At 55.9% G+C, this 13,607-nt stretch carries 12 protein-coding genes; all 12 read right to left on the bottom strand.

From position 1 onward, the window contains the following. Positions 1-2: 2 nt before the first annotated feature. Positions 3-2,258: an HD family phosphohydrolase gene (locus ABID47_RS01285; protein WP_354494672.1), complete on the bottom strand. Its 2,256-nt coding sequence runs from the start codon at positions 2,256-2,258 to the stop codon at positions 3-5. Positions 2,259-2,272: 14 nt separating this feature from the next. Continuing rightward, positions 2,273-3,190 carry a PhoH family protein gene (locus tag ABID47_RS01280; protein ID WP_420819893.1) on the bottom strand — a complete coding sequence of 306 codons (918 nt, stop codon included), beginning with the start codon at positions 3,188-3,190 and terminating at the stop codon, positions 2,273-2,275. Between the two features lie 60 nt (positions 3,191-3,250). Further along, a complete protein-coding gene (gene yqfD / locus ABID47_RS01275) occupies positions 3,251-4,447 on the bottom strand; it encodes a sporulation protein YqfD (protein ID WP_354494671.1) in 1,197 nt (398 codons plus the stop codon). Next, complete coding sequence (gene yqfC / locus ABID47_RS01270; RefSeq protein WP_076169802.1) at positions 4,444-4,737, bottom strand: sporulation protein YqfC; 294 nt, start codon at positions 4,735-4,737, stop codon at positions 4,444-4,446. Before yqfC ends, yqfD begins: the two co-directional genes overlap by 4 nt. Before the next feature lie 238 nt (positions 4,738-4,975). Then, entirely contained in the window at positions 4,976-5,596 is a 621-nt protein-coding gene (locus tag ABID47_RS01265) for a hypothetical protein (protein ID WP_354494670.1), read from the bottom strand. 13 nt (positions 5,597-5,609) lie between these two features. Beyond that, complete coding sequence (gene floA / locus ABID47_RS01260; RefSeq protein ID WP_116229499.1) at positions 5,610-6,617, bottom strand: flotillin-like protein FloA; 1,008 nt, start codon at positions 6,615-6,617, stop codon at positions 5,610-5,612. 96 nt (positions 6,618-6,713) lie between these two features. Then, positions 6,714-8,030 (bottom strand): NfeD family protein, encoded by a 1,317-nt coding sequence (locus tag ABID47_RS01255; RefSeq protein WP_354495662.1) that lies wholly within the window; start codon positions 8,028-8,030, stop codon positions 6,714-6,716. A gap of 160 nt (positions 8,031-8,190) precedes the next feature. Beyond that, positions 8,191-8,634, bottom strand: a complete 444-nt coding sequence (locus ABID47_RS01250) for a GatB/YqeY domain-containing protein (RefSeq protein WP_076169799.1) — start codon at positions 8,632-8,634, stop codon at positions 8,191-8,193. Between the two features lie 16 nt (positions 8,635-8,650). Then, a complete protein-coding gene (rpsU, locus tag ABID47_RS01245; protein ID WP_005547957.1) occupies positions 8,651-8,824 on the bottom strand; it encodes a 30S ribosomal protein S21 in 174 nt (57 codons plus the stop codon). A 138-nt stretch (positions 8,825-8,962) separates the two neighbouring features. Further along, a complete protein-coding gene (locus ABID47_RS01240) occupies positions 8,963-9,322 on the bottom strand; it encodes a histidine triad nucleotide-binding protein (protein WP_354494669.1) in 360 nt (119 codons plus the stop codon). A 185-nt stretch (positions 9,323-9,507) separates the two neighbouring features. Beyond that, positions 9,508-10,053, bottom strand: a complete 546-nt coding sequence (locus ABID47_RS01235) for a hypothetical protein (RefSeq protein WP_354494667.1) — start codon at positions 10,051-10,053, stop codon at positions 9,508-9,510. A gap of 100 nt (positions 10,054-10,153) precedes the next feature. Next, entirely contained in the window at positions 10,154-13,606 is a 3,453-nt protein-coding gene (locus ABID47_RS01230) for an AAA family ATPase (RefSeq protein ID WP_354494665.1), read from the bottom strand. Between the last annotated feature and the right edge of the window lies 1 nt (position 13,607).

The raw sequence follows: 13,607 nt of genomic DNA, 5'->3' as shown, positions 1-13,607 counted from the left end.
TTTCAACCGCTCCTTCTATTCTCTTCATCCATCTTCGTTTTCTTGATTTCTTCCGGATACTCGATCCGGGAGTGGAAAATCCCCATGACGCTTTCTTTCAGCGTCTTTGCGATAATATCCAATTCCTTCATCGTCAGATCGCACTCGTTAAACTGGTGATCGTCCAGCCGGCTCTTGATGATTTTCTCGATCACCGATTCCACCTGAGTGACGGTCGGATTACGGAGGGACCGCACGGCAGCTTCGACGCTGTCCGCGATGCCGATGACGGCCGACTCTTTGGACTGAGCCTTCGGACCGGGGTAACGGAAATCCTCTTCCGTGAAATCCGGCTCTTTGCCCTGCTCCTCCGCCAGACGAAGCGCCTTGTGGTAGAAGAAATGCAGGAAGGTGGTGCCATGGTGCTGTTCGGCGATATCGCGAATCGGCTTCGGCAGTTTGTAATCCTTGAGCATTTCGACCCCGTCCCTCGCATGCGCAATAATGATCGACTTGCTCAGCTTCGGATCGATCGAGTCATGGGGGTTCTCCATATTGTTCTGGTTTTCTATAAAATAGCTTGGCCGTTTTGTCTTCCCAATATCATGGTAATACGATCCGACCCGGCACAGCAGCCCGTTGGCGCCGATCGCTTCGGCCGCTGCCTCCGATAAATTGCCAACCATGACGCTGTGGTGGTACGTTCCCGGCGTTTCGGTAAGCAGCTTGCGCAGGAGCGGGTGGTTCGGATTCGACAGCTCCACCAGCTTCAGGGCTGACAAAATGCCGAACGTGACCTCAAAAAACGGCATGAGGCCGATGACCAGAATCGCAGTCAGCAGTCCGCCCGCAAAGGCAAACCCCAGCGCGTACAGCGTCGACATTTGCTGCCAGTCATCGTTGTCGATCAGATTAATCAAAAATACGGTCAACGAGCCGAACAAGCAAACCATGATCCCGCCCTTCAGCAGGGTCGACCGCTGGCTTGCCTTATGGATCGTAAAAATCGCCACGTAGGATACGATCAGCGAGAACAAGCCGAACTTAAAATCAAACATTTGCCCCTGATGCACATTCAGGATGACGCTGGACAGAATGCTGAAGATCATGGCGCAGAAAAACGCGAGCGACATGTCCAGCAGCAGCGTGACCAGCATCGAGCCGATGGCAACCGGCGCCAAATAGCCCAGATAGGGGCGCTCGCTGCTCTGCAAAATGCCGGCGACATGCATGGAAACGATCGTAATAATAAAAATAAGAACAAGCATCAGCAGCTGGGAATTGTTATACCCAAACTTGCCCCCGTTAAGCTGGCGGATAAACATCATGAGTCCTAAAGCCAGCAGAAGAGACAAAAGCAGCAGCCCAAACTGCGGCCAATAGTTGACGTCATTTTTGAGCAGGCCGTTATCGTCCAGAAGGTTGTACAGCTCTTCCGTAATCAGCTCGCCTTTGGCGACAAGCACGCCGCCCTGCTTGATGTATACCGTAGGGGTATTTTCCCGGGCCTGAACTTTGGCTTCCTTCGTCGCCTCTTCGTCATAGAACTTGTTGGCCGTAATCGCGATCTTCGACAGCTCCTGCACTACCTCGCGCGCGGTGCGCTGGCTCAGAGAGCTCGTGCTGACCAGCTCGGCCACCTTGGCCCTTGCGGTCTGGGCGTCCACGATCTGGTCGTTGGTCAACCGCGATACGATTTCACGCGCCACCGGCTTCATCTCGGTAATATCGGCAGAGGTCAGACGCGGAATTTTGATGAAGGTCTCTTCCGGAATTTTATAGACCTGCTGGCTGGTCACCCTCAGCATTTCGTTCAGCAGCGCTTCGGAATAGGTGCCCGAACTCCGCGTATTATTGACGTAGTTCTGCACAAAGTCCTGGGCGCGCTGCGGAATCTCCTGACGGTAGATCGCCACCTTGTCCTCGCGGGAAACCTGGTCGTCCTGATTGAGCTTGTCAATCCGGTCAAGCAGCGAGGCGATCAGGCTGTCGTTCCGGATCGGAACGATGGTATAAATCGGCTGCACGCGTTCGGCAGCTTCCTCCTGCGCCTTCAGGGTCGCTTTGTTGTTCGGAATCTGCATCGGCGCCGTGATTTCCTTCTCGCTGTGCGTGCCGACCTGAATGTTGTATTTTTCCGGAAGCAGATCCGGTGCCAGGCTCACGTAGAACAGAATGGCCAGACATAAAAAGAGAACATAGCGGGTTGCCGCGCTATGTTTCCATCCGATATTTTTAGTTGAGAAAGATTTGCCTGATGACGCTTCTTTCGAAGTCATAAAGATAATCCCCTCTAATCTTGGTTTTCTGCAGCTTTGTCGTAAGCAACAATGATTTTCTGCACTAGGGAGTGACGCACGACATCCTGCTCGGCGAACTGCACAAACCCGATCTCATCAATGCCGCTCAAGATCGACTTGGCTTCAACCAGCCCAGACTTCTTGCCTCTCGGCAGGTCAATCTGGGTTACGTCGCCCGTGATGACCATCTTCGAGCCGAACCCAAGACGGGTAAGAAACATTTTCATTTGTTCAGGTGTCGTGTTCTGGGCCTCGTCCAATATGATAAAAGAATCGTCCAGCGTCCGTCCCCGCATATAGGCGAGCGGAGCGATCTCAATCAATCCCCGTTCCAGCGACTTTGCAGTCTGTTCAGGTCCCATAACGTCATAGAGCGCATCGTACAGCGGACGCAAATACGGGTCTACCTTCTCCTGAAGGTCACCCGGCAGAAAGCCAAGGCTTTCCCCCGCTTCGACAGCCGGACGCGTCAGCACGATCCGCTTGACGGAGCCTTCCTTCAAGGCCGCAACCGCCAAAACAACCGCTAGATAGGTCTTGCCTGTTCCCGCAGGCCCGATGCCGAATACAATGTCACGCTTGCGGATGGTGGTGACGTAGTGCTTCTGGCCGATCGTCTTGACCCGGATCGGTTTGCCCCGGAACGTGGTCGTGATTTCACCCTTGAACAGGTCGAGCAGCTGATCCGCCCGGAAGTCCTTCGCCAAGTCGATCGCATAGGATACGTCGCGTTCGGTCAGAATGTAACCGTTGCGGACAAGCTGGAGAAGCACCTCAAACAGCTCGGTCAGCACCTGCACGTCGCGGTCGCTGCCGCGGACGGTAATTTCCGCTTCCCTCGACACGATCTGGGCGGGAATCTCCGCTTCGATCATCTTCAGAAAGGTGTCTTGCGGTCCGAAAATGGACATCCCTTCGCTTGCACTTTGAAGTAAGATTTGTGCGCTGTGATTTTTTTCTGACAAATAGCCTCATTCTCCTTGGTTGTGAACTATGGGAAGCTCTTCGGCAATCTTCTCTTCCACCTCGAAAAGCACTTTCATATAAACTTTACCATTCTCTTTCTTCTCATGCAAAATTTTTTGGCTGATGATCTGCGAATCCGTCCCATATTTCGCCAAAATATCCCGCACGGCTCCATCCAATCCCTGTTTTTTGGCCTCTTCGACGGTCAGCGTTTCTTTGCTTTCCTGTACTTCCATGACTTTTTCCGTCATCCATCCGACGGGTAGCTTTAAAGAGCGCCAGGTCAGAGGATCATGCTCCGTCAGCGTTTCGGAAGCCTGGTACGGATCCTTTCCGTAGCCCCACAGCTGCACCGCACGGTCACCGATCACAAAATAAGACTTGGTCTTTCTTTCCCCGGTATACACTTTATGCTTCTGGACCAGTGGAACCGCAAGCCTGTATTCATGCCAAACCAGCCCTTTGACCTCCCCTTTGGCCACGACTACCTGGGTATTTCCGCCGTCAACGCCTAGAATGCCCGATATAAGCACCTGTCCTTTTTTCACGCGAGAGTTCTTCTCGACGAGCGGCCGCCCTTGCTCCGCATAGATGCTTGTGACCACCGCGTCCGTCCGGCTGACCAGATGGCGCGGGTCGGTCAGCGGCTGCTTCGGCGGTTCGGCCGCCTCCACGATCTGGATCGTAATGGTGGTGCCTTTGCGCTCGACCCCGATCCAGGACGTGCCCGGAAGCCGGATGCTCAGCTCGCGCGACAGCTTGTCCGGCGAATCTAAGCGAAAAATCCACTGGAACGGGCGGACCCCCTCCTTCTTCGCTGCTTCGAGCACGTCTTCGGTCGCGATCTTTTCGTTGCCGGTTACCCTGACGTTCCACACCATCGACGACAGCAGAAAGAGCAGAACGAAAAACAGCACGATGCCCACCATAAAAAACTTGCGCTTATACAGCTTGACCAGCGTAAAGGGCAAACCGATCCGGCCCTGTACATGCACCCGGCAGCCTGTCCGTTTCAACAAGGGACGAAGAGCATGAAAATCCCGCAGCAGCACCTTCATCTCTGCCAAATTTCCGTTTTTGGGCTCGATGTCCCATACCGGTACACCGTTCTCCGCCAATGCATTGATGAAATACTCCACATGCTCCCCCCGGACAGCAATCAGCACGCATCCGCGAACCCGGGTTAACGTCGGGATTTTCATGGACTCTCCTCCGTTCCTGTATATTTAATGTTCGTTACCGATCCTTCGATCATCACTTCTTCCGGCAGAATCGACCGGATCATAAGCCCGGAGCCTTCGATCTCGAGCAGTCCCTGGGACAGGGAAAGGACCATTTTATCGGGTGAAAAATGCCGGACGCCCCGATGATTTTCGATATAGAGTTCTTTGTTTCCCACCATAGTGATGCGCGGCAGATCGAACAAAACGTCCTGCGGAACATCCAGCATTTCGTTCGTCCACTTCCGCAGCCTGCGGCTGATCCCGGCCATACGAAGGTCTTCCCCCTTCCTGTACTCTACACCTTATGCGCGTAAAGCCCGGTTTATGAAGCTTTTAGGGAAGTTCAAGCCATAAGATCACAGGCCTTGCGCAGCACGAAAAAAAACGCCTCTCGGCGTAAGATCACAGCGGACAGGCTGTGCGTTCCAAAATAAAAAGCCTCTTCCGCTGCCCGAAAAGATATCATGATCTTCCCGGGCCGAAAGAGGCTTCACTTCTAGATTATCGTTATTTTCGCGGATTCAACGGGCGCTTGGAGCGGGGCGGGCCCAGAATTTCAGCCCAGATGATCCCTTGTCTGGCCTGCTCGGCCAAAGGGGATACCGGGACAGCTGCCTCACGGTCAGCCGTCCTGTCAGCCGCCATATCCATTTGCGTCGATATTTTGTCCAGAGAAGCGTTCACCCTGTTGATCTCCTGCTGCATGGTACGGGTTCGATCCGCCAGCGTAGCCTGTACCGGGGATGGCTTCTCCTCCGCCCACATCGAGGATACTCCTTCGCCGGTATCATAGTCTGGGGCCGGACGGTAGTCCTGGGAATATACAGGCGGTTCAGGGGCTGATGAATCATACGATCCGAACGGGGAGCTCCTTCTGCCGACAGGTTCCTGCGGCTGTGGCCGGGAGCCGTATGCCGGATCTGGACGGCCCTCATCGTATTCCTCATCCTCGTCCTCGTCGTAATCGTCCGCTTCGACCCGTCGTTGATACGGACGGCCTTCTCCCCCGAACGTGGGCATGCCCCGGGGCTGCTGCCTCTGCTTCGATTTATTTCCTCTTTTGCTCAGCGCAGAGATGACCGCAAATCCAATGATCAGGATCCAGTAAAAGTGTTCAATGATCCACATGGATGCTCATTCCCTACTTGTTATTTTTCGGACTGCCGCCGCCATCTCCGCTATCCCCCATTTTGCCCAGCGAGCCGCGCATTTGGGTATCGGCTTCAATGTTCTTCAGGTTCATGTAATCCATGACGCCAAGCTTGCCTGAGCGAAGGGCTTCCGCCATGGCGAGCGGCACTTCGGATTCGGATTCCACAACCCGCGCTCTCATCTCGACGACGCGAGCCTTCATTTCCTGTTCTTGAGCAACCGCCATCGCACGGCGTTCCTCGGCTTTCGCCTGGGCGATCCGCTTATCGGCTTCGGCCTGCTCGGTCTGCAGGTAAGCCCCGATGTTCTTGCCTACATCCACGTCGGCGATATCGATCGACAGAATTTCAAAAGCGGTACCCGCATCCAGCCCCTTGGCCAATACGGTCCGGGAAATGGAGTCCGGGTTCTCCAGCACGTCCTTGTGCATGTCACTGGAGCCGACGGTCGTTACGATGCCTTCACCTACGCGGGCAATAATCGTTTCTTCACCCGCACCGCCGACGAGACGGTCGATATTGGCACGGACCGTAACCCGGGCCTTAACCTTCACTTCAATCCCGTTCTTCGCAACGGCGGCTACGACCGGAGTCTCAATGACTCTCGGGTTGACGCTCATCTGAACAGCCTGCAGCACGTCGCGGCCAGCCAGGTCGATGGCGGCGGCACGCGTAAATTCGAGCGGAATGTTGGCGCGCTGGGCCGCAATGAGGGCGTTAACTACCCGGTCCACGTTACCACCGGCCAAATAGTGACTTTCCAGCTGATTGATGTTAAGACCCAGCCCCGCCTTCGTCGCCTTGATGAGCGGATTAACGATCCGGCTCGGCGTGACGCGCCGCAGTCTCATCGCCACCAGCGTAATAATTCCGATCCGGACGCCGGACGCCAAGGCCGAGATCCAGAGCATGACCGGGAAAAAGCTGAAAAATACGCTGAGCACAATAATGATGACAACCGCAATCAGTAATACCGTGATAAGAGAAGTTCCATCCATACTGCCTATCAACCTCCAGGTAATCAATTGGTTTCATGTGACATTCTTTCCAGGTTCTTTACAACATGTTACACGAATCTCGCTAAAAAGCCAGCATTATTCCGGCTTTACGACAATTCTCGCACCCTCGACGCGAACGACCTTGACCGGTGTGCCCGCCGCAACAAACTCTCCGTCCGTTACGACGTCGATCCGCTCGCCTTCCACGTCCACGGTACCGGCCGGACGGAGCGGCGTCACGCTAACGCCTGATTTTCCAAGCAAATCCTCCTTCGCATCGGTCGGAACGAAGCCCTGCTCCTTGGTCAGCGATTCTTTCAGGATGAAGCGGTTCCAGATGCCCTTCTCCTTAAATATGATCGCGACGATCACCACGACCACGACGGCCGCCGCAAATGCGATCCCGAGCGAGAACAAGGCGTGCGTCGTATCGTAAGCAGCCCGGACAACGCCCGCAATCAGGCTGACAGCACCCAGAATACCGAGGATACCGAAGCTTGGGACAAACATTTCTAGAATCATAAGAATGAGCCCGATAATAAAGAGCAGCCACGTCTCGGATCCTGCGAAGCCCGCCACATAGTTACCGAAGAAATACAGTACAAAGGCCACTACGCCTACGATCCCCGGAACGCCAAAGCCAGGTATCATCAGCTCGATGACGACACCGGCTATCCCCAGGAACAGCAAAATGATCATCACGGTTGGATGTGTCAGAAAGGCTGCCACCTTCTCCGCACCAGTATGCTCGACCCGGAAAACGTCATCCGTCGAGTACCCCATCCATTGAATCGCTTCCTCAGGCGTTGATGCGATATGATCGGCATATCCGACCTTCAAAGCCTGTTCGCTCGACAAGGCGATAATATCGCCTTTCTCTTTCTTCTCTCCGATCGCCGGCATGTCGACGACCATGTTGATATCCGCCATACCCTCGGCGATTTTGCTGTCCCGTCCGCTGGACTCAGCCGCTGCGCTCATTTTCGACTTCCAGTACGCGACCAGCTTGGCATCATCCACGCGTTTTCCCGTACGGTCCACCATGGCAGCGGCGCCGATCATGCTGCCTGGCTTCATGGCGATTTTATCGGCATTCAGCGCGATATAGCTGCCAGCCGAAGCGGCATTGCCTTGAATGTAAGCAAGCGTAGGGATCTTGCTGTCGCGGATCATCTGCCCGATTTTGTCGGCGGTATCGACAAGCCCGCCCGGCGTGTTGATCTCGAGCACAACGAGCCCGGCATTCATCTTGGCCGCTTCGTTAAAACCGCGGCGCATGAACTTCTCAAGCCCCGTCTCAATTTCCTGGTCCACCGGTATGATATAGACCGGGCCGCTCTTCTCACCGGTTTCGGCGGATACCCGCCCGGGAAGCCAACTGCCGGCAACCAAGAATATGAGCATCAGACTCATTACGAGAGACTTAAGCCCCTTTTTGGCCAAACTCACCTTACCCCTCCTTTCCACATTCCCGTTATAATGTCCATCATATGGTAGTTATTACGCATCATAGAAGGGAATCGTTTCAGAAAATGAAAAAACACCCCTGAAATCAGGGGTGTTTCACTTATGTTTATTGCAGAAATTGTTGAACCACTTGGTTCACAAGTTTGCCGTCTGAGCGTCCCTTTACCTTCGGCATGAGCGCGCTCATCACTTTCCCCATGTCGGCTTTCGAAGAAGCACCGGTTTCCTGGATGGTCTGCTGTACAATAACTTTAATTTCTTCTTCGGAAAGCTGTGCGGGAAGATACTGACCGATAATCTCGATTTCTGCTTTGGCATGTTCCGCAAGGTCCTCGCGGTCTGCTTTTTGAAATTCTTGGAGGGCATCTTTGCGCTGTTTGATTTCACGACTGAGGATATCAAGCACTTCGTTGTCATCCAAAGTTCTTTTCAAATCTATTTCAAGATTCTTGATCGTCGAACGAACCATTCGAATCGTGGAGAGTTTGAACTTGTCTTTACTCTTCATCGCCTGCTTCATATCTTCGTTCAATCGTTCGCTAAGATTCATGCTAGTTCAAATCCTCCTAAAACTTTCTCTTACGAGCAGCCTCGGACTTTTTCTTGCGCTTTACGCTTGGCTTTTCATAATGCTTACGTTTCTTCACCTCAGCCAATACGCCATCCTTAGCGATGGAGCGCTTAAAGCGGCGAAGTGCAGCATCAATAGTCTCGTTTTTGCGAACTTTAGTTTCAGACACCAGTTTTCCCTCCCTCCGACCAGACCGTCCAAGAGCAATAACACGGTTCATCAAACTTAATTATAGGTGAAAGAGAAATAGGGTGTCAACCTCAGGGCCTATTTTTTCATCAAAGGCCGGAACTGCCGGGGTACAAGCTTATGCGTGAGAGTCGGAAATTCCGGTCAGGGCGCCCAGTTTGGCCCCTCCGAGCAGGTGATAGTGGATATGATGGACCGCTTGTCCGCTATCCGGTCCGCAATTGTTGATGAGCCGGTATCCCGACTCATTGACGCCCAGATCCTTGGCGACCTGTTGGGCCACCTGATGCATTTCGGCAATCAGCGGGAGATCCTCCTCCTGAACCTCGTTCATTGAGGCGATATGCTTTTTCGGGATGATCAGCACGTGAACCGGCGCGGCCGGCTGAATGTCACGAAATACCAGGATCCGTTCGTTTTCAAAGATTTTCTGGGAAGGGATGCTCCCTTCAACGATTTTGCAAAACAGGCAATCCATCGGATTGTTGCCTCCTTTAATATGTAAGAGATTTTCTGTTCTTATCATACCGGATATAAAATGACCCGTCCAATGTCCCCGCTGTATCCGGCTAAGAAATAGTTCGGCTGGCGCGCCGAATCCAAAAGAAAAGGGACACCGGTTCTCCCGGTATCCCTCTTCAGGTTCGTACGTTATATCAGATATTAAAAAAATGGCAGCAGCGACAGTGCCGTCAATCCGGCCAGAGGCAGAATCAAGCGGTTAAAGCGGCGTCCGTAGAACGGGTACCCAAAGCCGTAGCCGTATCCAAACGGTGGATAGAACCCTGGGAAAAATGCTCGGTAGTCATATCCCGGGAAACCTCCGCAAGGGTGGTAGCAGCCATGATGGACCGGCATGACCGCTGGCGCCACGTTGGCCGGAGCTACATTCGGAGACACGTTAGCAGGAGACACGTACATCGGAGCTATGTTCGCGTTCGGTGACACGCTTGCAGGCGACACATACGCCGGTGCTGCGTTCGCGTTCGGTGCCACGCTCGCAGGTGATACATACGTCGGTGCTGCGTTCGCGTTCGGTGCCATGCTTGCAGGCGACACGTTTTCATGGCCTACCGGTACCGCTAAATACAGCTTCTCCTCATCAACACTTTCCACAAATCCGTCGTGCACGCTTCCGTCTGCCATTGTCGCGCGGACATAGCGGTACATATGTTTTTTGCATAACTCTATGGCCTCAAACTTTTCCATTGCCCTTCACAGCCTCCCAATTTCAGAAGATTTACATGAACATCGTATTCAAGGCTGGGCGAATGGCTACTGTCTTTTTCAAAAAAATATGGATGATCGCCTAAAGCGTTTCAGGAACGATCCGCGAGCCGCCACCGGCCTGCTCGGCAGGCACAACGATCAGCTTGCGCGGAAGGCGGGCCCGCAGCTCGGGCACATGGCTGATGATTCCGACCGACAAATGATCGTTATGCAGCTTCTCCAAAGAAGTGATTACCGTATCGAGCAGCTCGGGATCGAGCGTCCCGAATCCTTCGTCAAGGAAGAAAAACTGCAATGGATATTGACCCCGGAGCTGAATTTGCGCAGACAGGGCCAGCGCAAGGGACAGGGAGGTCAAGAAGGTCTCGCCTCCGGACAGGGTGGACACCGGACGGCGCACCCCGCCGTTGGCATCGTCCCGAATCAGGAAGCCTCCCCCGGAATCGACCTCCAGCGCATAGCGCTGCTTGGTCAAGAAGCGCAGACGCTGCGAAGCTGCCTGGCTGACCTGCATCAGCTGTTCCTCGGCAATGTATTCGACGAAGGCATTGCCCCGGAGACAGGACTGCAGCTTGGAGAGCTTCTCGGCTTCCTGCTGCCGCTGTTTGCGGATCCGCTCCAGCTGCGACCAGCGGACATGACGCTTCTCCACGTCGTCCAGGTCCCGCTCCGCCCTTGCCCGCTGCTGGAGCGCCGTCTCATCGCGCTCCCGGCAGGCAGCCAGCTCCGCGGAGATTCGCTGCCACTCTTCTTCGGTCACGCCGCGGCCGTCCAGCTGCTCGGCCAAATGGCGGAGCTGCACCTTGATCTCCTGCTCCCGTTCGCGGTGCAGCCGGACCCGCTCCGCGCTGTGCACTTCTTCGTCAGGCGGCATGCAGGCGTCAGCCACTTCCTCTGATGTGGCGAACGGAGAAGCCGCCAGCTGCTCATCCCAGCGGGCCTGCGCCTTGCGGCAGTGCTCCTCCGCGGATTCCGCCGCCTGGGCTGCCATCGCCGCCGCTTTGGCTGCTTCGTGCTTAAGCTGCTCGGCTGCCTGACGCTTCTCTTTGGAGCGCGCCGCAGCTTCCCGAAGGGAGAGCAGGCGCTTCTTGCAGCCTTCCAGCAGCCGGTCGGCGGACTCGCTTCCGACCCAGGCCTGAAGGCGCCGCTCCTTCTCGGCCAGCAAATCCTGCTTGCCCTGCAGCTGGGCATCCCATTGAATGAGCGACTTGTCGAGATCGTTGATCTGCCGCTCCAGCGATTGGACCGAGGCCGTTTTCTCCTCGATAAAAGGGATGCTGATCTGCAGCCGTTCGCGGATCTCTTCGGCCTGCGCATCCTTCTGCTGGATTTCCGCGGACAAGCGGTCCGCCTGCTCCGGCTGAAGGTCCGGTAGCTCTTGGCGCCACTCCTCCTGAAGCCTTAGGTATTCCCGCTTCTCCGTTTCAAATCGGTCGTCCAGCTTGGTGAACGTTTCCCGAAGCGACTCGATTTCAGCCGTCCGCTTCACCTGCAGCGCGCTCAGCGCTTCCCCCCGCTCCTTCAGCGCGGCATGCTCGCGCTGAAGCTGTCTCGTGGAGGATGCCAATGCTTCGGCGTCCTCCTCCATTTTCCGGATCCGGGATTCCCACGCGGACCTGGAAAATGCCTCCACTTGCTCCGGATCCGAGACCTGCTCGAGGGCAGCGGCCGCTTCGCCTGCGCCTTCCAGCAGGCCAGAACCGGCCTTGAAGGGGACCTCTGCCCGCACCTGGACCCCGGGCTCGTACGATTCCAGCAAGCTCCGGGTCTCATGTACAAGCTGGCGCCCGCTCAGCCGCAGCTCCTGCAGCTGCTGGTGAAGAAGCCGCAGCAGTTCCAGCAAACCGTCATCCGCACCGGGCGCATCCTGATCCGGCGATACCGGTGCCGGATGATGGGATGAGCCGCATACCGGACACGGTTCTCCCGGGCGCAGCTCGGCGGCCAGCGCCAGCGAAAGCGCGTGGAGCTCCCGTTCTTTGGAAGCAGAACGGACCAGCGCCTCTTCTTGGTCGAGGCGGGACAACGCCGCCTCCATCCGGCTGTCATGGCCCAGAACCTGCTCCATATGGGCCGAAACCGCAAGCGCGAACCGCTTCTGCTCCTGCAGATGCTGCTCCCTCTCCTGCCCGGCCTGCTTCAACAGCGCTTCGGCTCTGCTTTGCTTCTCGCCATGCTCTGTAAATTCAGCCTCAGCGCTCCGCAGCCGCTGCTCGCTGGCTCCCAGCTGCTGAACGTGCCGCATCGCCTTATGCAGCCGTTCACGGTCTTTCGCTTTCACTTCCAGCCCCTTCAGGCTTTCCTGCAGCTCGGACTGCCGCTTGAGCCCTTTGGCGAGCAGCTCCTGCTCCTTGGCCAGAGCTTCAGTCCGATCCTTGCTTTCACGGGCCGTCTTTGACCGCTGCTCAGCCAGCTGCTGCAGCACAGTCTTCAGCTCGTCCCGCTCCCGCTGCAGCAGTACCGCCTGCTCCAGCTGCTCCAGGCGCTGCAGCAGCTTCGGTTCCTCAGCGGCAAGCTCCCGGTGCGACGCATCGTCGGCGGCAGCGGCCTCCCGGGCCGCCGTATCCGCGGCCTCAGCCTTCGTCTGAAGCTGCTCCGCCTCCCGGATGCGTTTGTCCCATTCCTGCCTGCTGTCCGTCCACTGCGTATACAAAGGCATGATCGCCCGGGCCGCGGCGGACTGTCCCAGCCGGCGCTCAAGCCGGACAATCGCTTCTTCTTCGGCGGAAAGCCGGTGGAGCTCCTGTTCGCGCCGCTCCTTCTCCACCTGCATCTCCCTGAATTTGCCGGCCTTCTCGGCCTCCTCGGTCATTTGCCGCAGCTTCAGCCGCGAGGCCTCCGCCTCCAAGGCGGCTTCCTTGAGTCTGTTCCTCGCTTCGTCCACCGCTTCCGCGCCTGCGCTGCCGAGGCCTTGCTGCTCCGCCTCCACTTCCTTCAGAGCAGCATCGTTGTCCTTCACCCGCCGGCTGAGCTTCTGCGCGAGCAGGTCACCGTATTTCTCCAAATGGAACAGGCGCTGCAGCATCTGCCTGCGTTCACTGCCCTTCAGCGACAGAAACTCGGCAAACTTCCCCTGGGGAAGGACGACGGCCCGCGTAAAGTCTTCCATTTTCAGACCGATTTTGTCTTCCACGCAGCGGGTGACTTCAGCCAGCTTGTCTGCCATAACCGTTTCACCATCCGCGGTGACTTCGATAAACCGGCTAACCGTATTGCTGACTGACAGCTCGTTGGTTCTTTTAAAACGGCGCTCCACTCTGTACCGCTTCGGTCCGTCCGCGGAACTGAGTTCAAAGGTAAAGGAGACGTACAGTGCATCTTCCGAATGGTTCATGATGCCCTGCGTACCGTTCACCGCACGTTCGACTTTACCGTACAGAGCCAGGGTCATCGCATCCAGAAGCGTCGATTTGCCGCTGCCCGTCGGTCCAAAAATACCGAACAGCCCCATCTGGCACAGCTCTTCAAAATCGATCTGCTGCATTTCGCGATAGCTCTGCAGACCCGACAACTTCAGTGTGATCGGCTTCATG

Origin of the sequence: Paenibacillus favisporus, from assembly GCF_040545415.1 — a bacterium.
Classification (GTDB): domain Bacteria; phylum Bacillota; class Bacilli; order Paenibacillales; family Paenibacillaceae; genus Paenibacillus_AQ; species Paenibacillus_AQ favisporus.
This window is presented reverse-complemented; position numbering and strand designations above follow the sequence as displayed.